The organism is Saccharibacter floricola DSM 15669 (assembly GCF_000378165.1).
Lineage (GTDB): Bacteria > Pseudomonadota > Alphaproteobacteria > Acetobacterales > Acetobacteraceae > Saccharibacter > Saccharibacter floricola.
Map to the genome: position 1 here is coordinate 248,472 of NZ_KB899334.1, position 23,695 is coordinate 272,166.

26 protein-coding genes and 2 tRNA genes are annotated in these 23,695 nt (G+C 50.0%); 13 read left to right on the forward strand and 15 right to left on the reverse strand.

The window, feature by feature from the left end; genetic code table 11:
• Nucleotide 1: 1 nt before the first annotated feature.
• Nucleotides 2-304 carry a 50S ribosomal protein L28 gene (gene rpmB, locus F457_RS0103015; protein ID WP_018979655.1) on the reverse strand — a complete coding sequence of 101 codons (303 nt, stop codon included), beginning with the start codon at nucleotides 302-304 and terminating at the stop codon, nucleotides 2-4.
• Between the two features lie 520 nt (nucleotides 305-824).
• Here rpmB and F457_RS12005 point away from each other — a divergent pair.
• The 3 genes from F457_RS12005 (at nucleotide 825) to F457_RS0103030 (ending at nucleotide 3,825) form a co-directional block, all read left to right on the forward strand.
• On the forward strand, nucleotides 825-1,562 hold the full coding sequence (locus F457_RS12005) for an alpha/beta hydrolase (RefSeq protein ID WP_156809325.1): 738 nt from the start codon (nucleotides 825-827) through the stop codon (nucleotides 1,560-1,562).
• 138 nt (nucleotides 1,563-1,700) lie between these two features.
• Complete coding sequence (locus tag F457_RS13710) at nucleotides 1,701-2,573, forward strand: NUDIX hydrolase (RefSeq protein WP_018979657.1); 873 nt, start codon at nucleotides 1,701-1,703, stop codon at nucleotides 2,571-2,573.
• A 121-nt stretch (nucleotides 2,574-2,694) separates the two neighbouring features.
• Nucleotides 2,695-3,825: an AI-2E family transporter gene (locus F457_RS0103030; protein ID WP_018979658.1), complete on the forward strand. Its 1,131-nt coding sequence runs from the start codon at nucleotides 2,695-2,697 to the stop codon at nucleotides 3,823-3,825.
• Nucleotides 3,826-3,833: 8 nt separating this feature from the next.
• Here F457_RS0103030 and F457_RS0103035 read toward each other — a convergent pair.
• The 7 genes from F457_RS0103035 to F457_RS0103060 form a co-directional block, all read right to left on the reverse strand.
• A tRNA-Pro gene (locus F457_RS0103035) sits at nucleotides 3,834-3,910 on the reverse strand.
• Between the two features lie 69 nt (nucleotides 3,911-3,979).
• The gene (locus F457_RS0103040) at nucleotides 3,980-5,530 is read right to left on the reverse strand and encodes a MerR family transcriptional regulator (protein WP_083912692.1); all 1,551 of its coding nucleotides are present in this window, start codon (nucleotides 5,528-5,530) and stop codon (nucleotides 3,980-3,982) included.
• A 19-nt stretch (nucleotides 5,531-5,549) separates the two neighbouring features.
• Entirely contained in the window at nucleotides 5,550-5,837 is a 288-nt protein-coding gene (locus F457_RS0103045; RefSeq protein ID WP_018979660.1) for an integration host factor subunit alpha, read from the reverse strand.
• A gap of 71 nt (nucleotides 5,838-5,908) precedes the next feature.
• Complete coding sequence (locus tag F457_RS0103050; RefSeq protein WP_373316362.1) at nucleotides 5,909-6,898, reverse strand: beta-ketoacyl-ACP synthase III; 990 nt, start codon at nucleotides 6,896-6,898, stop codon at nucleotides 5,909-5,911.
• Nucleotides 6,899-6,906: 8 nt separating this feature from the next.
• Nucleotides 6,907-8,010 (reverse strand): phosphate acyltransferase PlsX, encoded by a 1,104-nt coding sequence (plsX, locus tag F457_RS0103055; RefSeq protein WP_018979662.1) that lies wholly within the window; start codon nucleotides 8,008-8,010, stop codon nucleotides 6,907-6,909.
• A 95-nt stretch (nucleotides 8,011-8,105) separates the two neighbouring features.
• The gene (gene rpmF / locus F457_RS13490; RefSeq protein WP_083912693.1) at nucleotides 8,106-8,312 is read right to left on the reverse strand and encodes a 50S ribosomal protein L32; all 207 of its coding nucleotides are present in this window, start codon (nucleotides 8,310-8,312) and stop codon (nucleotides 8,106-8,108) included.
• A gap of 218 nt (nucleotides 8,313-8,530) precedes the next feature.
• Complete coding sequence (locus tag F457_RS0103060) at nucleotides 8,531-9,136, reverse strand: DUF177 domain-containing protein (protein WP_018979663.1); 606 nt, start codon at nucleotides 9,134-9,136, stop codon at nucleotides 8,531-8,533.
• Between the two features lie 159 nt (nucleotides 9,137-9,295).
• Here F457_RS0103060 and F457_RS0103065 point away from each other — a divergent pair, with 159 nt between their 5' ends.
• On the forward strand, nucleotides 9,296-9,904 hold the full coding sequence (locus F457_RS0103065) for an outer membrane protein assembly factor BamE (RefSeq protein WP_018979664.1): 609 nt from the start codon (nucleotides 9,296-9,298) through the stop codon (nucleotides 9,902-9,904).
• Nucleotides 9,905-9,951: 47 nt separating this feature from the next.
• Here the strand turns inward: F457_RS0103065 and F457_RS0103070 are convergent, their stop codons facing one another.
• The gene (locus F457_RS0103070) at nucleotides 9,952-10,470 is read right to left on the reverse strand and encodes a MarR family winged helix-turn-helix transcriptional regulator (protein WP_018979665.1); all 519 of its coding nucleotides are present in this window, start codon (nucleotides 10,468-10,470) and stop codon (nucleotides 9,952-9,954) included.
• Nucleotides 10,471-10,654: 184 nt separating this feature from the next.
• Here F457_RS0103070 and rpsU point away from each other — a divergent pair, with 184 nt between their 5' ends.
• Nucleotides 10,655-10,858, forward strand: a complete 204-nt coding sequence (gene rpsU, locus F457_RS0103075; protein ID WP_026294133.1) for a 30S ribosomal protein S21 — start codon at nucleotides 10,655-10,657, stop codon at nucleotides 10,856-10,858.
• Nucleotides 10,859-10,939: 81 nt separating this feature from the next.
• On the opposite strand, the gene F457_RS0103080 is transcribed toward rpsU, so the two are convergent.
• The gene (locus F457_RS0103080; protein WP_018979667.1) at nucleotides 10,940-12,340 is read right to left on the reverse strand and encodes an ArnT family glycosyltransferase; all 1,401 of its coding nucleotides are present in this window, start codon (nucleotides 12,338-12,340) and stop codon (nucleotides 10,940-10,942) included.
• A gap of 5 nt (nucleotides 12,341-12,345) precedes the next feature.
• Nucleotides 12,346-12,810 carry an Lrp/AsnC family transcriptional regulator gene (locus F457_RS0103085; protein WP_018979668.1) on the reverse strand — a complete coding sequence of 155 codons (465 nt, stop codon included), beginning with the start codon at nucleotides 12,808-12,810 and terminating at the stop codon, nucleotides 12,346-12,348.
• A gap of 207 nt (nucleotides 12,811-13,017) precedes the next feature.
• Between F457_RS0103085 and trxB the strand changes: the two genes are divergently transcribed.
• Both trxB and F457_RS12015 read left to right on the forward strand, forming a co-directional pair.
• The gene (gene trxB, locus F457_RS0103090; RefSeq protein WP_026294135.1) at nucleotides 13,018-13,989 is read left to right on the forward strand and encodes a thioredoxin-disulfide reductase; all 972 of its coding nucleotides are present in this window, start codon (nucleotides 13,018-13,020) and stop codon (nucleotides 13,987-13,989) included.
• Nucleotides 13,990-14,146: 157 nt separating this feature from the next.
• Complete coding sequence (locus F457_RS12015) at nucleotides 14,147-15,091, forward strand: LysR family transcriptional regulator (protein ID WP_051081283.1); 945 nt, start codon at nucleotides 14,147-14,149, stop codon at nucleotides 15,089-15,091.
• Here the strand turns inward: F457_RS12015 and F457_RS0103100 are convergent.
• A complete protein-coding gene (locus tag F457_RS0103100; RefSeq protein WP_018979671.1) occupies nucleotides 15,051-15,359 on the reverse strand; it encodes an integration host factor subunit beta in 309 nt (102 codons plus the stop codon). The two genes, F457_RS12015 and F457_RS0103100, sit on opposite strands and share 41 nt — an antisense overlap.
• Before the next feature lie 130 nt (nucleotides 15,360-15,489).
• Nucleotides 15,490-15,978: a MucR family transcriptional regulator gene (locus F457_RS0103105; RefSeq protein ID WP_018979672.1), complete on the reverse strand. Its 489-nt coding sequence runs from the start codon at nucleotides 15,976-15,978 to the stop codon at nucleotides 15,490-15,492.
• 126 nt (nucleotides 15,979-16,104) lie between these two features.
• On the opposite strand from F457_RS0103105, the gene F457_RS0103110 reads away from it, so the two are divergent.
• A complete protein-coding gene (locus F457_RS0103110) occupies nucleotides 16,105-17,370 on the forward strand; it encodes a UdgX family uracil-DNA binding protein (RefSeq protein WP_018979673.1) in 1,266 nt (421 codons plus the stop codon).
• 33 nt (nucleotides 17,371-17,403) lie between these two features.
• A complete protein-coding gene (locus tag F457_RS12020) occupies nucleotides 17,404-19,662 on the forward strand; it encodes an FUSC family protein (protein WP_018979674.1) in 2,259 nt (752 codons plus the stop codon).
• A 180-nt stretch (nucleotides 19,663-19,842) separates the two neighbouring features.
• Here F457_RS12020 and F457_RS0103120 read toward each other — a convergent pair.
• Nucleotides 19,843-19,932: transfer RNA gene (locus tag F457_RS0103120), tRNA-Ser, on the reverse strand.
• Nucleotides 19,933-20,244: 312 nt separating this feature from the next.
• Here F457_RS0103120 and rplU point away from each other — a divergent pair.
• The 4 genes from rplU (at nucleotide 20,245) to proB (ending at nucleotide 23,108) form a co-directional block, all read left to right on the forward strand.
• Nucleotides 20,245-20,559 (forward strand): 50S ribosomal protein L21, encoded by a 315-nt coding sequence (rplU, locus tag F457_RS0103125; RefSeq protein WP_018979675.1) that lies wholly within the window; start codon nucleotides 20,245-20,247, stop codon nucleotides 20,557-20,559.
• Between the two features lie 30 nt (nucleotides 20,560-20,589).
• Nucleotides 20,590-20,856, forward strand: coding sequence for a 50S ribosomal protein L27 (rpmA, locus tag F457_RS0103130; protein WP_018979676.1), 267 nt, complete (start codon nucleotides 20,590-20,592; stop codon nucleotides 20,854-20,856).
• A 112-nt stretch (nucleotides 20,857-20,968) separates the two neighbouring features.
• On the forward strand, nucleotides 20,969-21,976 hold the full coding sequence (gene obgE / locus F457_RS0103135) for a GTPase ObgE (protein WP_018979677.1): 1,008 nt from the start codon (nucleotides 20,969-20,971) through the stop codon (nucleotides 21,974-21,976).
• Between the two features lies 1 nt (nucleotide 21,977).
• On the forward strand, nucleotides 21,978-23,108 hold the full coding sequence (proB, locus tag F457_RS0103140; protein WP_018979678.1) for a glutamate 5-kinase: 1,131 nt from the start codon (nucleotides 21,978-21,980) through the stop codon (nucleotides 23,106-23,108).
• On the opposite strand, the gene F457_RS0103145 is transcribed toward proB, so the two are convergent.
• Nucleotides 23,092-23,685, reverse strand: a complete 594-nt coding sequence (locus tag F457_RS0103145) for a LutC/YkgG family protein (protein ID WP_026294136.1) — start codon at nucleotides 23,683-23,685, stop codon at nucleotides 23,092-23,094. The two genes, proB and F457_RS0103145, sit on opposite strands and share 17 nt — an antisense overlap.
• Between the last annotated feature and the right edge of the window lie 10 nt (nucleotides 23,686-23,695).

Genomic DNA, 23,695 nt, shown 5'->3' on the forward strand with positions numbered 1-23,695 from the left:
CTCAACCTTGTTGAGCAGCCTTACGTTCCTGCACCCGAAGAATGCGACGCTTGATCACCAAAGCTTCCGGAGGAAGCTTACGGTTTGGTGTCCCTAACAGGAACGAATCAAGCCCACCATTATGCTCAACCGTGCGAATGCCATTGGTCGTCAAACGCATACGAATTGGTGCTCCGAGAATATCGGAAAGCAGAGTGGTTTCCTGCAAATTAGGCAGAAAACGACGACGGGTTTTGTTGTGGGCGTGGCTGACGTTGTTGCCCGTCAGCACCCCTTTGCCCGTGACATGGCAACGGCGAGACATAGAACTTCCTCGATGCTGTGATACGTAGGGCTGCAAGACCCCGACGTGTTCCGTAAATAAGGTGGGCTTATGGCTGACGCGAATGGAAACGTCAAGCCTTTCTGCCCTTTTCATCTGGCAGAACAACAGCCCGCCCCCCCTCTAAACCGGAAACACCTAGGATGGAACCCCTCTCCCGCCTTATGACCAACAATTCCTGCTTCTTTTCGTAATATTTTCCATGTACAGCGCTATGAGGAAGAAAATAATGTGAAACACACCATGATAAGCCCCTCCTATGGAAACATCTGCTGTCTCAAACGTCATCTACTCAAAGATACCTTACAGGAGACGTTCTTTCCTAAAAAAAGGCCTCTTAGGTGCTGCGTTAGTCTCTTCTTCACGTCATCACGCTTGCGCAGCACTCCTTCCTTCACAGCTAGCCCCACTCTGGCCGCCAGTTGCTTTCAGCAATGAGAACAGCCTTCACCCATGGCATCTCTCAAAAAATGGCGCCCTCTCTGCCATAAGAGCACCAGCCTTGAACGTATTCCACCCAGCACAGGCAAATGGAACTGTCATATTGATTGCCGCTGGGGGAGGGTACCAGCGTATCGGTATCGCCCATGAAGCCCTTCCTGCTGTCCGTTGGCTCACATCACTGGGCATCACCGCCTGTGTCCTCATTTACCGCCTACCACGTGAGAGCTGCCCTCACGCCCCCTCAGTCCCTTTTGAGGACGCACAGCGTGCTGTTCATCTCATTCGCACCAATCAGATAGGCTGCAACTTTACACCTTCCATAGTCGGCGCTCTTGGCTTCTCCGCAGGAGGGCACCTTCTCGGCATACAAGGACTTCACCCCGACCTAAACGGCTCACCCACCCCTTCTACTCACCAGATTCTTAAAGACCAGCTTGATATAATGATGCTTCTATATCCTGTAGTCAGTTTTGAGCCGCCTTTCCGCACAACAAGAGCCAGCCTTAATCTCATCGGCCCTCATCCAACAGAAACGGAGCGCCGGCGTTGGTCACTCCCCTCTTATTGCCATCCCAATGCGCCACCTCTCTTCATCGCCCACGCATACGATGACCCTATTGTAGAACCACAACAAGCTGCACTTTTAGAAAGGCATTATATCGCAAACCAATGTCCCGTAGAGCGACATCTCTTCTCCATCGGCGGGCATGGTTTTGCTCTTGGCTTGCCTCAGACCCCACCCCACGCATGGCCTCACTTAGCGGAACAATGGATGAAGAAAAACAATGCTCTTTAGCCTCTCACAAATGAGTGAGAGCAGCCTTTTACACAATGCTCTGCTCAGAAACAGGGTGGATTTACGCAGAGCAGCACGCCACTATACACAGCATTAGAAATTATGTTGTCGCTATTAACATCATGCGAGAGATTAAAAGTGCCCACCAACCTTTCTTCACCGATCCTTCCCTTTTTGCGCTGCATTGAACGTTGCCATAACGCCTCTCTCCCCCAAGGGCGCCTTCCTTTTTATTATGGAGAGACCATTATTGGCTGGCTCGACCCCCGCCTTCTTTCTGCTCTCAAAACCTCCCTTTCTCCTGACACAATCACCATTACTCCCGATCACATTTCTCTCAACAAAGGGGAATTTCTACGCGACATCAGTCGCTCTTTGGCTGAGCAACAATGCTATCGACCTTTTAATGAATGGTTTGACGTTACGATGCCGGAAGGTAAAACCATTGGGCAAGTTGACCGTGGCCTTATCCCGCTTTGTGGATTTGAGGCAGCAGGCGTCCACCTCAACGGCATTGTCAAAAAAGGTGAGCAACTTTTCTTATGGGTTGCCAAGCGCAGCAAGCATAAACGCCTTGACCCTGGAAAGCTTGATCACCTCGTAGCGGGAGGTATGAGTAGCGGCCTTACTCCCGCAGAAACTGTTGTTAAAGAGGCTGGTGAAGAAGCTGCCATCCCCTCTGAACTCGCTCGTACAGCCCACCATGTCAGCACGCTACGCTATGCGATGATCCGCCCTGAGGGACTCCGTCGTGACCGCCTTTATTGTTACGACCTATTTCTCTCAGAAGAGTTCCAACCACGTGCGGCCGATGGCGAGGTCGAAAGTTTTCACTTAATGCCTCTTCAGGAGGTCTTTCATCTTGTTCAAAAAGAAGATCAGTTTAAATTTAATGTTAACCTTGTCCTTATAGATCTCTTTATCCGCTACCATCTTTTCGCTTCTTCAGATGAAGCGATCCTCTCAGAAGCCCTTTATCATCCACATTTAAAGCCCCGTCCGTCCAAATAAGTAACATGACATCTTTATTATTTCCTTTTTCTGGTTTTATTGTCTTTCGAGAAAGGTTTTCTCCTGTAATAGAGGGTACTATCACCTAGTCATCTTTTTCACAGGCTGAGGTTAATTATTAATGACAGATAAACATCCTTCTCCTGAGAGAAGCAGTATCCGGCTGCCCACCCCTTCGGGCACCCTTCAGCGTCGCGCGCGTGGGTTTCTTGCCCTGTTCTTTATTCTTGCAGGTCTTATTACACTCCGTAATTTTATACCTGCTTTGATGTGGGGTGGCGTCTTCGCCATTGCCTTATGGCCGCTCTACTGCCGCTGTGAAAACCGCTTTGGGCGTTCTGTTTGGCTGCCCTGCATCTTTACGGCAGTCTTAGCTCTCATTTTTATGCTGCCTGTAACCTTCATTGGCTACAAAGTCGTTGATGAGCTCCAAAATGCACTCCATTGGTTTAACGATATTCTTCATTCCGGCTTAGCAGAGCCTCAATGGATTAACCATCTTCCCATCGGAGCTGCACAAGCACATAAGCTTTGGCAAGCTCACCTTGCACAGCCGCAACAAATCCAAGAACTCCTTGATTCAGTTGGGCTTAATTTCAGCAAGGGCCTGAGCATGACCCACCAAGTCGGCTCGCAAGTTGCGCCCCTAGTTCATCGGGTCATTTTGTTCTTTTTCTCATTTTTAACACTGTTCTTCCTGCTTAAAGATGGGCACAGCATTAAAGATAAATGCTTAAAAAGTTCGCACCGCCTTTTCGGCTCACAAGGAGAAACCTTAGCACGTCAGATTATTGCGTCTATTCACGGCTCTGTTTCAGGTCTTGTGCTTGTCGGACTCGGTGAGGGATTTGTTATGGGCATCGCCTATGTCCTCGCAGGAGCGCCACAGCCTATCATCTTTGGTCTTGGGACAGCTATTGCAGCTATGGTTCCCATGCTCGGCTGGATCGCCGTCACCATTGTTGTGCTGCTTATGATCGCCACAAAAAGCAGCATGCTGGCCGCAATTGCCGTCTGGATTGTCGGGGCTATTGTTCTTTTTGTTGCCGACCATTTCATTCGTCCCTTCCTTATCGGCGGAACGACGAAAGTACCCTTTTTATGGGTTCTTCTCGGCATCTTTGGTGGTGCCGAAACGTGGCATCTTCTTGGACTATTCGTCGGGCCTGCGATCATGGCCGCTTTACACTTGCTCTGGGATATTTGGACGGAAAGTCCAACGAGCAAAAACAACATTGTAAAGGAAAAATAACCGCAGGATGGTCGGGCAGGCGGGATTCGAACCCACGACCCCCAGTCCCCCAGACTGATGCGCTACCAGGCTGCGCTACTGCCCGCCCTGCGGTAAAATTGTCTTTAGCAATCTCAGCCCATCTCTGCAATGGGCTGAGGGGCAATATTTCTTCTCAGAACGACAAAACTTTTCGTATCGCTTGAACTTCTCCTAAAAGATCACGCAATCCATTTTTCAAGCGTGTGACTTCTTCCTTCCCTTGGCGTGCCTCACCCTCATAAGAAACGCCCTGCTGGACTTTTTGTTCCAAGCCATCCTTTTCTTTCTCAAGCTGCTCTAATTGCTTACGGAGGTCATTCTCCACACCACTCTCTTTTTGTGCAGCGTTAAGCGATTGACGCAACTCCTCATTATCTCTTTCTAGTTTTTGAAGCGCTACCACAGCCTCTTCTAGTTTTTCTAGATACTGCTTGTTCTCACTCTCGGCTTTATCTAAACGCCCCTGCAAGATCTCAGCCTGCCCCTTTTCAGCTTGGGCAGCATTCTCTCTTTCTTTTTTTAAGCTTTCAAACTGCTCCAAAGAGCGTTTAGCTCTCTCAAGCTCCTCTTGCAGAGTCGTCTTTTCAGTTTCTAACTCAGAAGACCGTGTCTGCTCACTTTCATATTGAAAACGAATCTTCTCAAATTCTTCCACTTTCTCACTTAAAGCAGCATGATCTTTCTCAAAAAGAGAGACTTTTTCCTGTAAACGAACCTTCTCTTCTTCAACCTCTGCTAAATGCAAGAAGAGCTCTTCATCTTGTTCTTGAGCTGTTTTGAGCTTTTTAAGCTCAGAATGCAGATTTTCATTTTCTTCCACATAGCGCTGAGCGTCACTTCGTGCTCGCTCACTCTCTTCCAACTTACGCGCCAGTTCCGACTGCTCAGCCGTTAAGGATTCAATCTGCTTACGGTAATCTTCTGAAGCCGTTTGAGATGCCTTCGCCTGCTCTAGCTCTGACGTTAAGCGTTCATGCTCTTCTTGCAAAGTTTTATAAGCATGTTGCGCCTTCTCCTGTTGCTCAACATCTTCTTGCAAACGCACATTTTCAGCTTCAACCTCTGCAAGGCGCGTCTTCGCGTGCTGATAAGCCTGCTGCTCTGCTTCGACTTCCTTAAGCTTCTGCACGAGAGCGTCATGCTCTTCTTTGAGCCGATCACGCTCTATCGTTGCGTTCTTTTCCGTCCTCATTTGTTCCTGAAGACGCGCATTTTCCTGCCCTAAAACCGTAACAGTATTAGAAAGCTCTTTCTGAAGCTCTTGTAATCTTTCCTCTGCCGTAGCAACAGCCTCACGCTCAGTCTCCGCTTGGCGGCGCAGCTGCGTGTTTTCCTCTGTTAACGCAGAAAGACGCTTTTCCCATTCATCCTGAAGAGCTTTTTGGCGCTCTCGCTCTTCTTGTGAAACCGCCTCATCTCCCGATGCTCGCTCGGGAGAGGCAACAAGTCCTTCCGCCTGCAACGCAGCCATCACCTCATGGCTCTTACAATCTTCTTTATAGAGAAGCTCTGAAATACGACGAATTAAGACAATGTCATCGGGCTGATAATAACGCTGACCATCACTCTCCCTTGTAGAGTGAAACACCGGATACAAATTCTCCCACGACCGCAAACGGTACGGCGGTACACCCAACTCCTCCGCGACAGTCGGAAGAGACAGTTTCTGCTGGGACGTGGTCATGACTATTTACCCTTGTCATCTACTCGCTATTGACAATATCGCGCAAAAGGCGTGACGGTCGGAAATAAGGAACACGTCGCGCTGAGATCAGAGCCTCTTGGCCCGTCAAAGGATTACGCCCTATTCGGGTCGTTTTCTCACGGACGCCAAAAGTACCAAAACCGCTCAGCTTCAAGCCTTCTCCTTGTTCCAGCGTCTGAGCAAAAAGCTCAAGCATCTGCTCAAGGAAAGCCATAGCCTCCTGACGAGAAAAGTCATTCTTTTTCTGCAGAAGGTCGACAAGGTCTGCGCGCGTAATCGTATCCATATAATACGGGTATCACGCTAACCATGACAGTCAAGTTCACAACGCAGTGAAGAGAACGTAACGCCCCTATTTTATAGACGGATAAGAGCTGAACCCCATGTCAGCCCGCCACCAAGAGCTTCCATTAAAATAAGGTCATTTTCTTTAATGCGCCCATCTTTAACAGCTTCATTCAGCGCCAAGGGGATAGAAGCCGCGGACGTATTGGCATGACGATCAACGGTCACGACGACTCGTTCAGGCGGGAGGGCAAGACGTTTTGCCATCCCATCAATAATCCGTAGGTTTGCCTGATGAGGAACAAGCCATTGGACATCGTTTCCGTTAAGTCCCTGCTCTTCCAAAGCTTCATCTACGGCAGCTGCTAAATGCACGATAGCGTGGCGAAAAACTTCACGGCCATTCATCTTAAGCGCAACGTCACCCGTTGCGCAGCCGACAGCACCATTAACGTAAAGTAGGTCTCCAAGCCGTCCATCCGCATGTAAGTGCGTGGATAGGATTCCCTCTCCATCACGTGCACCAGCTTCTAACACAACAGCGCCAGCGCCATCCCCAAACAGCACGCACGTTGAACGGTCTGTCCAATCAAGCAGGCGAGAGAAAACCTCAACGCCGATGACAATGATGCGCTTTGCTTGGCCAGAGCGTATCATCGCATCAGCCGTTGCAATAGCATAAATGAAGCCAGAGCACGCTGCGCTCACATCAAAACCAAAACCGCGCTCCATGCCTAATGCGGCTTGTACGCGCACAGCAACGGAAGGAAACACTTGGTCAGGTGTAGAGGTCGCCACGATAATTGCATCAATATCTGATGCCTCAACGGCAGCATGACCTAATGCAGCCTGAGCAGCCTCTGTTGCAAGAGAGACGGCATTCTCATCACCCGAAGCAATATGTCGTTGTCCGATCCCAGTGCGGGTGCGAATCCACTCATCTGACGTATCAAGACGCTCTGCGAGGTCATTATTTGTAACAACCTGTTGAGGCAATGCCCCACCAACCCCGGTGAGACGGCTTCTAAAAGCAAGCTGAGGCATAATTGAATCGGACGGCATAGCGTTTGTCACTCTGATCCTTTTGTCCCAACGGCAGGTTGCAACATTCCGAGTTGTTCCAATCGATGACGAATTTTTGCATTGAGATCATTGGCCACAGCATCAACAGCGACGTCAACCGCTGAAGCAAATCCTTCAGCATCAGCACCACCATGTGATTTCACAACGACGCCGTTCAAGCCAACGAAAACAGCACCATTGTAGCGGCGTGGATCAATCCATTCACGCATACGCTCTAGGCCCGGCTTTACGAGCAAATAGCCAAGCTTTGTTACAAAATTTGTTTGGAAGACATTTTTTAGAAGACCAAAAGCGAGCTTTAACGCCCCTTCTCCTGTCTTCAAGGCAACATTTCCGGTGAAACCATCCGTCACAACAACATCTGTGCGTCCACCAGTAATGTCATGACCTTCAACGAAGCCTACAAAACGGTCACTCAGCACACTATCACGCAATTTCTCAGCGGCCTGGCGGAGACGTTCGTCCCCTTTAAGTTCCTCTGCGCCAACATTGAGCAATCCGATTGTCGGGCTTTCTAAGCTCAACGCTGCCTGCGCAAAAGCTTCACCCATAATCGCAAACTCAACGAGATTACGCGCGTCACAAGCAATGTTAGCCCCTAAATCCAGCATCACAACATCCCCACGAGCTGAAGGCTGAACAGCCGTCATAGCGGGGCGTGAAATACCTGGAAGGACTTTAACGATAATTTTCGCGAGTGCTAACATAGCGCCGCTATTGCCAGCAGACACCACACCACACGCCTCACCAGACGCGACAGCTTCCATACAGAGCCGCATTGATGAATGCCTTACCCGCAGTGCGGCTGTCGGCTTCATATCCATCGGAATAGAATCAGGAGTGTGGCGTATCGTGCAAATACTGGCCGCTTTAGGGAAACGTTTCAGCCCCTCTTTCAGGACAGCTTCATCTCCCACCAAAAGCATACGGCTTTCGGGATGCCGAATAGCCGCTATCTCTAGCCCTGCCAACACAATATCTGGGGCATTATCTCCCCCCATGGCATCAACTGCCAAGGTGTACGGAAGGGGAAATGTCTCTCCCGCCTCGCTGACACCATCCCCTGTCTCAACGACAGACGCTTCTGTCATGAATGCGGCCCCCAGATCTTCACAGAGCTTAGAATACAAATCGTTTAAAACACGACCACCCCGGGAAACTCCCGAGGTGTGGCGCAAAAAATATTTTAAGCGCGAACAGCTGTTTTAAGAGCTCTACCTTCAGTGCTCACAACTTCACGCCCATCGTAATGACCGCAATGGCTGCATACGTGGTGGGGACGCTTCACCTCACCGCAATTAGCGCATTCAGCATGCGCTTCAACACGGAGAGCGTCGTGACTGCGGCGCATGCCACGACGGGACGGCGTAGTCTTTCTCTTAGGGACGGCCATGGTTTTCTGCCTCTTACTGGTTTGGCGTAACCGGCCCGTAACTCTTGCACGATGCAACAGCACGAGCATGGAAACTTTTCTACACGTCAGCACCGCCGATAGACACGGTGTTCAAGCGGGGGGCTCTAGCAGACGCGACAAGAATTCGCAAGCGACTAGACACCTCTGACCCATTTTGTTCGCGCTACAATATCAAAAAAGATGCCCTTATTCTACTCTTAACGCTTCTTTTCTTTTAATTTTTCTAAAACAGAAAAAGGATTCGGCTTTTCTTCTTTTTCAATCACCTCTTCCTCTCCTTCCTCAGGTGTCACCTCTACAAAGCTCTCCAGCCCACTCCCCTTGCGGCGTGGATATGGGTCAAGACACAGGGCTAATTGCTCAGCGAGAGCTTCACCTAAATCAATCGCTCGCCCATCATAAGGAACATCATCGGCTTCCTCTGCAAGCAAAGCTTCTATATCAATATCTTCATCACTAGGCATGTCTTCTTGTGGGAGGAAACGGAGAGAAAAGCGCTCATGCACCTCTTCATCTATGGGCTCGCCTGTAATAACACATGCCTGTGTCGCTTTAGCCCTTATCTCTCCTTCTGCTCTGACATGTTTTTCTTCCCCACGAGAGAGGCTAAATTGCCCGTCTAATTGCTCCAACCCTAACAGTCCAAAACGATGGCAGAGTTTTTCACGTGCCTGAGAAGGGGCAGAAACATTCACTCGCAGGTCATGCCCAATTTTCCCCAACGGAATGCGGTGTGAAAATTCAGGCCTGACAATAGAGGAATGCTGTTCTGAAGAAAAAGAAGAACTATCTTTAGGTGTCATGTCTTTGCTAACCTTACAACTTCAGGCAAAAGAAACGTGCGCCTTGTCTGCGATACTCATCGTTATGGTGCAATGAAAAAGATTGACAGCGAGACTTCTCTGAGGCACCGGAAAACTGTCGGCATGCCCTCATAATACCATCAGGACACCACGCCATCCATGACTAGTGCATTTTCTGTTCTTCGCCCACAACGTCGTCTTCACGTTCTTCGCCACTTGCGTCGCGCTGGTTTGTCACGCCGGAGCTGGGCTGGAATACTTGCTGGAAGTGCTCTGCTCCTGTCTGGATGTGCACCCCCTATTCCCCGTGGGGCCCTCATTGATAAAGAGGATTATAGCCAGCTAACCCCGAATACGAGCACGCAATCTGACGCTCTTAGCACGCTGGGATCTCCAACAACCCATGCGACATTTAATGACAATACCTGGATTTATGTTTCCATGACGAAGGACTTGGTGCCTCTCAGCCATCCGGCCGTGGACAAGCAACAAGTTCTCGTTTTGAACTTTGATAATAGAGGTGTGCTGAGGAAAATGTCTATTCTAGGCCGCCGCGATGCGATTCCTGTCCGCATGGTAAACGATAAAACACCAACTCCGGGCACGCAGATTTCTGTTATCCAAGAACTGTTAGGCAATGTCGGCCGTTACAACCCTATGAGCAGCATGGGCAGCACATTCGGTGGCGGTATGGGCGGCGGCGGCATGGGTGGCCCTATGAGTGGTCAGGGCACCGGCCAAGGTGGCGTAGGCAACACGATGCAATAATGGAATCCCTCACAAGAACAGGCAGCGCAGAAAACCGCAAAGCATTGTCATAAGCTCTGCGCCTCCCCTGCCTGTTGATGAGGGCTTTTCTCATCTTCCACAGACATTAATGCCGCCAACACGGACCTAAACCCTTCAACCTGTGATCCATCTACATGACGATAGGACTGTGTCATAACCGCCCGCACAGAAGCAAAAAGACGCGATTCAACATCTCGTCCCTTAGCGGTTAGCCGAATAGGTTTCCGGCGTCGGTCTTGCTTATCGTTCACTTGTTCCAGTAAATTTTGCGCCTTGAGTTCCCCCAAAGCACGGCCAAGCGATTGCTTGGTTATCCCCAGCCGTTTCAGCAAAATACTTGGTGTAATATCCGTATAGGAACCCACAAAAAAAAGAATACGGTGATGCGCACGCCCCAAGCCATATTCCGCCAAAACCGGCTCGCATGCCTCTGTTAAAACGCGCCATGCGAGCATAAAAGCTTCAAATGTTTGGCGCATCGGTGCTTCTCGCAAATAAAGATGCGCTTCTGCTGCAGATGTGCCTTTTGAGAAATGCAGTGCCATGTCATTTCCTCCCCTTTTCTCTATCTTTAACACTAAAGAAGGCACGAATAGAGAGTATTGTCTCTCTATCAAGAGTGTGGTAGTCCGACCGACACCGACAACTCGGATTTCTTCCTTGCAACAAGGCGGGTTCGCTCGTATTGTCTCGCAAAGAAAACAGACCCCTAAAGGAGATGACGATACCGTGCAGGTTCTCGTTCGTGACAACAATGTTGACCAGGCGCTCAAAGCGCTCAAGAAAAAGATGCAACGTGAAGGCGTTTTCCGTGAGATGAAGCTCCGCCGTCACTTTGAAAAGCCTTCTGAGCGCCGTGCGCGCGAAGTAGCTGAGGCTGTTCGCCGCGCTCGTAAGATGGAGCGTAAGCGCCTGGAGCGTGAAGGCTTCTAAAAAATGCCTCCCGCTATTACGGATGAGAGAGCCGCCGTAGAGGCGGCTTTTTCGTATCTTATGTGCGTATAAAAAAGAGTCTCAAGGTAGCAAAGCTCCCGTTACATGCTCGCTGTATTGCACATGATACCCTCTCACCCGCGCACCGCGCTGCGTAGAGCGGATGACTATATCTTTCCCTGAGAAAACATAGCCTACATCCCTGACAATAAGCACATGATCCATCGTTCGACGTGAAAGCCCTCCAAGGTAAGACCAACGGACATCTTGCCCGATAATGATGGTACGCTCAGGATGATAATAAGCCATAATGGACGCTAAAGCATAATCCTCGAACACAAGCGCTTGTGCTCCTTGTTCCTGTGCTCTCTTTTCTAAATAATCGGCTAAACGGTTCCATCCTGCTGTTTGCCTCAATATCGGATTCCAATGTGCTGCGAGGGGCAATGGCTCCCATAATGCCTGGAACGTAACCGCTACACACAAAAACGCACTGCTCACCACGGCGCTTTTCCAATAACGCCCTGCACCCCCCCCTACCAAAGCAAGAGCTGGGTAGAGCACGCTCGGCCAATTCGCCTGCACACGATCACCACACGCATGGGCGATGAAAATCAATCCTCCAGGGATAAGGCACCATAAAAGCACACTCACTTGCTTGCTCTGCCAAAGCCGCCATAGACCTATACAAATACACAGAAAAACAAGCGGCGTTGCCAATCCTATTTGCCCGGCTAACAGCTCGCCTAAAAAGTCTAAGGCACGCGCTGGATGCCACACACCAGCGCGCCCACCCTGCTTGGCAAAACTGGCCCAATGATGAGTCGCGTTCCACCACAGAACTGGCATTACCATAAGCCCTGCAGTGCCTGCGCTCACCCAAGGGCCTAAGCGACACCAAAGCCGTCTGGAGCTACACAGAACAAAGCCTGCAATACCTAAAGCAAGAAACAGCGCCGTATATTTTGAATCTCCCGCCAAACCAAGGCAGCCTCCTACAAGCCCCCACCAAAAAAGCTGCCGATTACCTTGAGACGCATAAAGAGCATGACTCAAAGCCCATAATGTTAATGCGCTAAAGAACATTAAGGGGGTGTCAGGCGTCATGCTCGCCATCCCAACACCAAAGAGAAGTGTGACATTGAGCAAGCAGGCCGCCCGCAAACCAGCTTGAGGCTTCTGTGGCCACAAACACCGCCCCGCAGAAATCAATGCAAGCGAAGCCCCTGCTGACGCAAAAACGCCGACTATCCGCACGCCCATGACTGAAGGACCAAGCAGGTCAGTGCCTAGACGAATCCACCATGCGACCATGAAGGGATGGTCTAGATAACTTGCTTGAAGGTGGCGCGACCATACCCAATAATAAGCTTCATCAGGTGTAAGAGGTAAAAGCCCTGCCAATAGAGCCCTCAGAGCTACAGAAGCCCCAATGACGCACCAGAGTGTAGGCTCTGTTCTAACAGAACGGATGACGCTCATTTCCCTTAGAGGGGAACACCCGCACGATCACAGCTTGTTCGGATCGTTTGAAATGTTTGTACGCGCACCACATGGGGAACTTCGATCAAATCGCGCGTTAGACGGTTTTGATGACCCGCATCACGGGCCATCACCCGTAAGAGGAAGTCTTCCCCTCCTCGAATCATATGGCACTCACGTGTTTCAGGCCATTGAGCAACATGGGTCTCGAACCCTTCTAACACACTGCTCTTCTGACTATCCAAACCAACCAACACGTAAAAACTAATCGACCATCCAAGCGTAACCGCAGCTATATTGGCATGATATCCCTGAATAATGCCCAGCTCCTCCAGCCTACGTACACGCCGCAGGCAAGGAGGGGCAGAAATCCCCACCCTTCGGGCCAGTTCCACGTTCGTCATACGGCCATTTTGCTGCAGCTCAGCAAGAATTCGATGGTCTATGACATCTAGATCAACTGCTTTCATGAGATAAGGTGGAACTTTCACAATAATCGAGATGGACGATAGGACGAGGGACAACTCCCCTGCTATCTTATACGACCCTACGCAACGTGTGCAAAGACCTCCTTGCACTTCGCCAAGAATAACGCCATGTGTCCTGTTAACGCTGCTTTTCTTGATTGCGCACGTTGTCTCTATAACGCCTCGTTAGATGGAAGCACATCTTATCTTATGTCCGACACTCATGTGACCGATATGCTCATCGTTGGTGCTGGCCCTGCAGGGTATACAGCTGCCATTTATGCCGCCCGCGCAGGCTTAACACCTCTTATCGTAACAGGGATGCAACCAGGCGGCCAGCTTACCATCACCGATGAAATTGAAAACTTTCCCGGCTTTGCAAATCCCGTTCAAGGCCCGTGGCTTATGGAACAAATGCGCCTTCAAGCAGAACATGTAGGCACACGCTTCCAGTTTGATATTATCACGGAAGCATCCTTGAAAAACGGCCCCCAAGAAGATGGTTATTTTCATCTTGCTGGCGATTCAGGAGACCAATTCCGCGCTCGCACTGTTGTGATTGCAACAGGCGCACAGGCTAAGTGGCTTAATATTCCATCGGAAAAACGACTCCAAGGGGGCGGCGTGTCAGCCTGCGCGACCTGTGATGGCTTTTTCTACCGTGGCAAAGAAGTCGCTGTGATTGGCGGTGGTAATACGGCCGTTGAGGAAGCCCTCTATCTCACGCATCACGCAAGCAAAGTACATCTCATCCATCGCCGTGACAGCCTAAGAGCGGAGCGTATTTTACAAAAACGCTTAAGCGCACACCCTAAAATTACTGTCCATTGGAATCGTGAAGTTCAAGAAATCCTCGGTGAAGGGACGCCAGAAGTCGTTGTAGGATTGGATCTCCGTGATCCTCGTGATCATGCCGTTAAAGAAAGGCTCGCTGTGGACGGTGTCTTTGTTGCTATTGGCCACAGCCCCAGCATTGGGCCGTTCCGCCATGAAGTTGAATGTGATGATGGGGGCTATATCATAACCCAGCCCGGTACGGCTCAAACCTCTGTGCCTGGAGTCTTCGCTGCAGGAGATATCCAAGACAAAATTTATCGGCAAGCCGTGACCGCTGCCGGAACAGGATGCATGGCCGCTTTGGAAGCAGAACGTTACATTGAAGAGCAAAAACATGCTGGATAAATGAGATAAAAATACATAACTCTCGCTTTGGCCCTTGACCCTTCACGTCATTTCGGAGACTTTCTCCAAAATTTACTAAATATTATGTGGCGTGCGGGGTTTACCAATGAACAAAACGGATCATGACCATTCCGAAGGGCCATACGGGAATCAAAAGATGGACTGGGACAAGCTCCGCATCTTCCACACAGTTGCTGAGGCCGGTTCATTCACCCACGCTGGGGATCGCCTTAATCTAAGCCAATCAGCTGTTTCTCGACAGATTTCCGCCTTAGAAGAGGTTCTTGGCGTCCCTCTCTTCCACCGCCATGCGCGCGGGCTCATCCTGACTGAACAGGGTGAAGTCCTCCACCATACGGCGAAGGAAGTCTTTTCTAAGCTTGCGCTAACGCAGGCATTTTTGAGTGAAAACCGCGAAAAAGCCGCTGGTAAAATTACCGTAACAACGACAACGGGTCTCGGCCTATCATGGCTCTCTCCTCGGCTACACCGCTTCATGGAGCAGCACCCTAATGTAGAGGTATGTCTTCTGTTGGAGGATTCAGACCTTGATTTGAGCATGCGCGAAGCGGACGTGGCTATCCGGCTGCATCCCCCAACACAACCAGACCTCATCCAGCGACATCTCGCAAGCTTTCATATGCCTATTTACGCTAGCCGTGAATATCTGGAGCAGCATGGAACGCCACGCTCTCTTAAGGAGCTTGCTCAGCATAAACTCATCGGTTTTGCAGGCTGGCACCTTCCCTTACCCAATATCAATTGGCTGATGACACGCCTCGTTAAGGAAAAAATCTTTCCTCAGCCCAAAGTAAGCCTTGCCATTAATAATGTGGCGGCTATTGGCAAAGCGATCGCCGCAGGGAATGGAATTGGAACATTGCCGTTTTATACGGCTTCAGCCCATCCAAACCTCGTACGAATCCTGCCGGACATACATAGCCCTCTTGCTGAGGCCTTCTTTGTCTATCCTGAAGAGCTACGCAGCTCCAAAAGGATCTCCGTTTTCCGTGATTTCTTGTTAGAAGAACTCAGTGCTGCACGCACAGGGAAAGATAGCCCTACCCACAGTGCGGATCCTTTCCATGCTTCGCATGATTAACGCGTTCGCGTAATTCCTTCCCAGCACGGAAATACGGCACTTTCTTCTCTCGCACCGCAACGGTTTCACCCGTACGGGGGTTACGCCCCGTATGGGCTGTATGCTGTCTTGTACCAAAGCTGCCAAGGCCACGCAGTTCTACACGTCGCCCTTCTGCTAAACCTTGTGTCATATGATCAAAGACATGGTGCACGGCCGCATCGACATCCTGCAACTCACGCTCTGGAAAATGCTTGCTTAATAGAGCAACAAACTCAGACCGCGTCATGAGTCTTTCCCCTCACTTCTTTTCTACTCTCTTCAGAGTTACAGTCGGGGGATGAGACGTCAAGAAAATAAATATTTTTATCACTAAGAGGGAATATTAGAAAAACATGCCCTCTTAATGAAATTATATTTTAAGACTTCTTATTTTTTCCTTTAGAAGCGCCTGCACCGCGACGCTCATCTGAAGTAGAGCCAATATTACGCCCCAAACCAATATTACGTGCCAAAGCAGAACGACGTTCAGCATAGCTCGGAGCCACTAATGGGTAATCAGAGGGGAGACCCCATTTCTCACGGTACTGGTCAGGAGTTAGATCATAATTGCTCTTCAGATGGCGCTTGAGCATCTTGAGCTTTTTGCCATCTTCAAGACAGACGATATAATCTGGGAAGATTGACTTTTTTATAGGCACCGCTGGCTGTTGCCGCGCTGCCATATTTGCAGCCTTTTTCCCCTGAGCATCCTGCCCCGCAAGTGCCGTATACACACTACGTATCAAGTCAGGCAGGGCCTCAGGCTCTACCAAAGAACTAGAGAGTTTGGCGATCGTAATCTCCGCCGTTAACTTGAGAAGGAGTTCTTTCTCCTTCTTCTCTTCAAGATCTGTTTGATCTGTCATAGAATAGCCTTCTAATATCTTAAGATTAACTCTTACAGTAGGGATATAGTGCCGCAACACTCCAATGTGCAACCTCACATGCCCTTATAATATTCTATTTATCTTTTTCACTAAGGCTCATACAATATGGAACATGTCGAACTAATAACTGAAAGCGATTTTATAGGATGGCGCGCATGGGCCCGGTCCTTACTTCATCAATATATTGCTTCTGAGAGTATTTACTGGGATGACATTCCAACCGGATCAGAAAAAGCCCCTGCTTTAACACGTAAACTCCCTGAATCTCCGTCCCCTTTACGTCTTCCCCGCCCCGTACAGGATCTCATTCCAGCTGTCATTGCCTCAGGCCATCCCGAGCGCTTTTCGTTGCTCTACCGATTATTAGAGCATATACGCGGCGGTTGCCCCTCCTTTACCGACACAACATTATGGAAAGATCTTGTTGCACTCGCCCATGAAACACGCCGTGCCGCAATAGCCCTTCGTCAAATTCTGCCACCTTCATGCAGCGACAACATAAAAATATGCCGGATTCACGTATCTCCTTCACTCCTTGACAGCCAGGCACCCGCTTTAATCTCCCTACGTGCAGCTCCATGGCTTATCCACACAGAGGGACGCCTTTTACTCTATGAAAACGGTCAGCTTTTTTTCAGCACCGCAGCGATAGAAGCCGAGTGCCTCGCTGACGACGCACAACTCCTTACCCATGCGCGCTCCACGGCACAGCCTGTTTATAAGAGTGCCTATTGGAAGGCCATTTTCCCTCTGACAATTACACCCACACCCTCTTTTATTGAAAAAGCCCCTTCCCTTGAAACATTACGGGCCTATTCTGTTGATTGTGCCCTATGCCCCTTATGCCGACCCGCTCTGCGAACAGTTTTTGGCGAAGGGAACCCTGACGCTAAAATTCTTTTTGTTGGGGAACAACCAGGAGACCAAGAAGACCGCCGTGGTCGTCCCTTTGTCGGCCCCGCAGGACAGCTTTTTGACCGGGCTCTCCAAGAAGCTGGCGGGGAACGCTCCCGCTATTGGATCAGCAACGCCGTCAAACATTTTAATTTTATTCAACGTGGTGACCGACGAATTCACCAAAAACCCGAATCCCAGCATATTCAAGCCTGTTCGCCGTGGATTACTGCTGAACGACGTCTTCTACACCACCATGTTACAGTCATGCTGGGCGTTACCGGTGCCTCAGCCCTATTAGGGCGACCTGTAAAAGTCACTCGTGAACGCTCTCGTCTTTTTACGTTGCCAGACGGTACAACAGGCCTTGTCACCGTTCACCCTTCATCACTTCTTCGACAGCCCGATGAACAAAAACGCCAAGGAGACTATATAAAATTTGTAAATGATTTAAGGTTAGCTCTTTCTGCTCTCTGACGATTGTTTTAAAAAGGTAACCTCGCGGCGCTTATGAGGAAAAGTGATCCATCCCTCCAATCAACGTCGTCCTCTGCCGCACGGACGATTCCTTCCAAAAAGCCATTCCTCTCGTGGATTTACGCGCCATCTCCCGCGGGCTTTATCTTTGCCTTACGCACAACGCTTGCCGCTTGCCTTGCTTTAGGCCTTGCCTTCCTCATGGAGCTCGATAGCCCTGCTTGGGCAGCTATGACGGTGTGGTCTGTTGCTCAACTTACACGCGGGGAAAGTCTTTCCAAAGCCCGTTGGCGTATTATTGGCACACTTATTGGGGCCTGCGCTGCTTTGGTATTCATGGGCATTTCCCCCCAAGCCCCTTGGCTCTTTTTCCCTCTCATCGCACTATGGATTGGCGTTTGCAGTGGCCTCGCAACGTTTGTAAGTAACTTCCGCTCCTACGCACTCGTCCTCGCAGGCTATACATGCTCCATCGTCTGTATGGATGCGGCACCGGACGGCAATAATGTTTTCACCTATGCGGTTTCCCGAAGCAGTTACATCGTTTTAGGCGTGCTATGTGAGACCTTCGTCGCATTTCTTTTTTCTTTTAATTTAGAACGCCTCGCTCATTTACAGGTTCGCACAAAACTACAAGCTGCTCTTACGCTTATCTCTCAAACATTAAGCAATATTTTAGGCCAAGAGCGCGGGGCTCTCACAGCCGCCCGCAAACAATTCGGAACCATTCTACAGATGAATGACCAAATTGAATTTGCTGAAATGGAAATGGGTGCTCATGGCCATGAAGGGGATCATGCACGTGCAGCTCTGGCTGCTGTCTCCACGCTGCTATCACGTGGTTTTGGCCTCGCCACGCGCTTGCAACTTCTCTCTCATCAGCATCAAGATTTTGAAACCATTTCTGAGGAAATCTTAGTTTTCTTAAAAGCTTTTCCAGAACGCCTCGCAAGAGAAAGCGAAGTTCCCGATCTTCTAGCTGACCTTCAACATATACGCGATATTTGCCGCCAATATGCCGCTCCCCACCGCCTTGTCACCTATAAAAAAATAGATAATCACTCTCAGCTAAACAGCCCTGAAGTTGATCTTCTCACAGCCAATGACGACGCTATCTTTTCACGCTCTGAACTTGATGAGCGCATTCTCTTCATTTCTTTGGGTGAGCTTCTTGGGGATTTAGAACAAGCTGTTTCAGAATATCACGCCAGCACACATAGTGTGCGTGGAGATCATTTCCAATTTCAACGCCATGCCCATCGTGACACCAAGCTTGCTATTTATAATGGTATTCGTGGCGCTCTAGCCGTGCTTGTTACGTCGCTAATCTACGAAGTCACGGCTTGGCCCCAAGGACTTCATTTTATCGGTCTAACATCCTTAATATGCGGTCTTTACGCTACGCGTGAGAATCCCGTCTTGGGCACAACAAACTTCCTCAAAGGCACAGTAGCGGCTTGGTGCGTCGCGTGGATTTTAGTCATTGTTCTCATGCCAATGGTTAAAACCTACGAACCCTTGATGCTCATTATCGGCGGAGCGATGATGCTCGGCGGTTTAGCAAAAGCCAACCCCTCCACCGCCGGTGCTGCCTCCGCCTATGGTTTGCTTATGCCTTCCATGCTGGGCCTGCAAAACCACCATGTTATGGATGAAATGGCCTTTTATAATGACAATCTGGCCACTGTTTTGGCGGCTGTTGTCAGCGTATCTGTGTTCCGTAGTATTCTTCCTTTTAACAGCCAAGATGAACGCTTCCGGTTACGGCGCGCTATGTTGAGAGAACTACGTGTCCTCGCCCACCCTAATCATACTCCCAATATCAGCGCATGGGTTGGCCATAGTACGGACCGCTTTGCACGTTTAGTCCGTCATACAGGCCCTACCGAAACACCTTTGATCGAGGCCTGTATTCAAGGAACATTGGCGACCCTCACTCTCGGCCTCAATATTATTCGCCTCCGTGCTCTCATGAACCGCGAATATCTTCCCGAAAGTGCACGCCGCCCCGTAGCCCTTGTCCTGCATTATATTGAGCATTCAACGAAGCGCCATGAACGAGCCGCCCGTGTAGCGCGCGCGGCCATTCGTCGGCTACGCGCGCTTGATGCACAAGACGAGACCCATGACACCATCACACACCTAGAGATCACTCGTGCGCTCGCCTACCTTGTTGTGATTGCATATACACTTCACATGAACCGCAACTTCCTTGATGAAAGCAAACCTTTCATGGGGGAAGAACCTGTAAGTGCGACAACAAATCCATTGCCACAACCTCAACCGATATAAGCCGATAGAGTAGGAAAGCCCTGCCTCACGTAATGCTCTCCTGCTCCTGTCGGAAGGGCAGAATGGCGTATTTCAACTCTGTCAATGCACTCTTGAAGCCAAACCGAACACCATTAAAGGCTCACACATCGCGTTCTTGAAAACTTATAACAGAAAGGGAAAATGTGGGGAGTAGTAATATGGCGGAGAGGGTGGGATTCGAACCCACGGTACGCCGAAACGCACAACGGTTTTCGAGACCGCCCCAATCGACCACTCTGGCACCTCTCCATCAATTATCATCAGCTTTGGATATATTAAGGTCGAACCAAAAACTGACAGCCGGCTTATGGCCTTATTTTTCTTTCATTGCAAGAGGGGAACCTACAGCTTTTCTTCAAAAAAGCTCATCCTGCTGGGCTAAATTGCCTTCTTTAGTGCTTTCTAGTTGACGAGACCTGCACAAACCCTGTAGTGAATGCCCGTTCTTTCCGTATTTTCTTCCCTATGAGGAAATATAGAAAGGGGCCAATGACAAAAAGCGAGCGGGCCCTTGCTTGAAAGCAGGCGCCAAGGCTTCGGTAACGTAAAAGAGAGTTTTGCATGTTTGCAGTCATCCGCACGGGCGGAAAACAGTACCGCGTCGCAAAAGACGCCATCCTGAAGGTCGAGAAACTGGAAGCGGAAGCAGGAAGCACCGTGACCTTCTCTGACATCCTTATGGTTGGTGGTGATAAGGGCGTGGAAATTGGCGCACCAACCGTTAAAGGGGCTTCTGTCACTGCTGAGGTTGTTGCACAAGACCGTAACCCGAAGGTCATTATCTTCAAGAAGCGTCGCCGTCAGAACAGCCGTCGCAAAAATGGCCACCGTCAGCCTGTGACGGTGCTGCGTGTTACCGGGATCAGCGCTTCCTAATCTGATTGACCTTTTAAGGAGACACAAACCATGGCACAAAAAAAAGCAGGCGGCTCCAGCCGTAATGGACGCGACAGTGAAGGCCGTCGTCTTGGTGTGAAGAAATTCGGTGGCGAAAGCGTCATCGCAGGCAACATCATCATCCGTCAGCGTGGCACGAAAGTTTGCCCTGGCGAGAATGTAGGCATGGGCCGTGACCATACCCTCTTCTCCCTCGTTGATGGTCGCGTTCGCTTCCAGCGCCGCACAAACGGCAAAGTTCACGTTTCCGTCGCTTTGGCAGAAGCTGCTGAATAAAAACCTTTTTCTCTGCCGTTGGTAGATGATAGGTAAGAAAAAGGGCCGGCTCCTTGCGGGGTTCGGCCCTTTTTCTTGTTAAAACACCTCTTTCTTGTCGCGAAAATACGTTATGAAGTTTCTTGATCAGGCTAAAATTTACGTTCGTTCTGGCGATGGTGGCGACGGTGTTGTCGCCTTCCGTCGTGAAAAATATATTGAGTTCGGAGGCCCCGATGGTGGTGATGGCGGCCGTGGTGGTCACATCTATTTCCGCGCTGTAAGCAATCTGAATACACTGATTGACTTTCGTTACACACAGCATTTCCGTGCCCGAAAGGGCGGAAACGGCGCTGGGTCTAATCGAACCGGTGCCGGTGCTGATGACATCATTATTGATGTTCCTATTGGGACACAAATCATTGCCGATGACCGTGAAACACTTTTAGCAGACCTCAATGAGGACGGGAAAACCGTTCTTCTATGCCAAGGTGGCAATGGCGGGCTTGGCAATGCCCATTATAAAAGCAGCACCAACCGTGCCCCTCGCCGCGCCGATTCTGGCTATCCCGGGGAAGAACGTTGGATCTGGTTACGCCTAAAACTCATTGCAGACGTTGGGCTTGTCGGTCTTCCTAATGCAGGAAAGTCTACCCTCCTCTCCGTCGCCTCACGGGCGCGTCCTAAGATTGCAGATTATCCCTTCACCACCCTTCATCCGCAACTTGGTGTTGTGCGGCTTAATGCCGTGGATGAATTCGTGATTGCTGACATTCCTGGGCTCATTGAAGGCGCTAGTGAAGGTACAGGGCTGGGCGATCGCTTTTTAGGTCATGTAGAGCGCTGCGCACTTCTCATCCATCTTGTTGATGGCACAGATGAAAACCTCGCAGAGAACTGGAAGCTGATCCGTCGCGAGCTTCACGCTTATAATGACACCCTCGCCGCTAAACCCGAGGTTCTCGTCATGAATAAATGTGACGCGCTCTTGCCTGAAGAGATCGAAGAACGAAAAGCCGCCCTAGCCCAAGTCTCTGGGCAAGACGTGCATCTCTTATCGGGTGTTAGCCGAGAAGGGCTACCTGAGCTTTTACGCTTTGTTCAAGACCGCGTAACACTTGCGCGTCAACAGGAAAAATAGGATGACACTCTTCGCAGAGAAACAGCGCCTCGTCCTAAAGATAGGCAGCGCTCTACTGGTAGATCCAGATACTGGAGTCCTCCGTCAAGATTGGCTTAATAGCCTCTGCGAAGATATCCATACCTTCCACCAGCATGACTATGAGATCATCGTGGTTTCCTCCGGTGCTGTTGCTCTTGCGCGGCACCAAACCAACTACATGCACCAGCGCTTAAAACTCGGCGAGAAGCAAGCTCTCGCAAGTATTGGGCAGGTCGGCATTGCCAATGCCTGGCAACAGGCCTTAGCCCAACGGGGTTTGATGGCAGCACAGGTTCTACTGACACCAGACGATACTGAAGACCGCAAACGTCATCTTAATGCCCGTAGGACAATTGATACGATCCTTAGTCTCGGAGCTGTCCCAGTCATTAACGAGAATGACACGCTCTCGACAGAAGAACTTCGCTTTGGAGACAATGACCGTCTCGCAGCACGCATTGCCCAAATGCTAAATGCCAAAACTCTTATTCTCTTTTCTGATATTGATGGTCTTTATAGCGCTGACCCACGCACAAACCCCGAAGCGAAACACATCTCTATTGTAGAGCATATCACCGATGATATTATGGCAGCAGGCGGTGATGCCCCTTCTGCCTTTTCCTCTGGAGGAATGCGCACAAAATTACAAGCTGCTCAAATCGCCACACGTGCAGATTGTGACATGATCATTACTAAAGGGGAACGTTTTCATCCCCTCTCTGCCCTGCAAAACGGCGCCTTACATACGCGCTTTCTTGCGCAACCTGATTGCGGCTCTGCACGGAAACGTTGGATTGCCAGCACACTCCGCCCAGAAGGCAGTGTGAGCCTTGATAAGGGCGCTGTAGATGCTCTCCAGCATGGTGCCTCTGTACTTTCTGCAGGCGTTACTCATATTGAAGGGCACTTCGACGACGGCGCTGTCGTCGCTCTCACCCTTAGTAATGGAGAGACCATCGGCTATGGGGTGATTGATTACAATGACGAACAATCACGCGCGATGCTTGGTCATCGCTCAACAGAGAGCGATGACCAAGACACCCAACAACGTCATAGCGTTATGATCCACCGCAATAATTTAGCGCTGGAAACACCTATGAAGTCCAAATAAGGGATAAAGTGCGTACACCTTGTGCTCCGCGGATCAAAACACCTTGAATATCTGCCGTTGCTGATGGACCACTCATCAACACACCATAAAAGGCCGTTTTGAACTCAGAACGCTCTTGATACGCCGTATGCATATTCGCCGTAAGCTCCTCACGTGAGAGAAGCACAACTAAATGCTGCGCAAGATGCACATCGGCTAAATGATCAAAAAGCTCTACCTCACTCAGGAAGATAGACCCCATTTCAGCAATGCCAAATGGGGATCTTACCACCATGACATCAACCTCATTGGACTGCTCATGAGTTTTTAGGTCCGTAATTTTCAACGTCCCTTCAACCTCTGGCACAGCGCTACAGATTGACGTCGTGTTTGGGAAACGGGCACGCACCACGTCTTCAATAGTTTGGCCAGCCTTTTGTGGAAGAACCTCGCCCCCCATAAGCTGTAAGCTCTTTTCAAAGCGCTCAATAGATTTATCTAAATCCCCCAAGACCTTTACTGGGGGCAACTCATAGTCGTCTTCTCGTGGAATACGGTTCCGACGCAGCTTATCTAAAATAGTATCACGCGAACTCATAGCTTCCTCC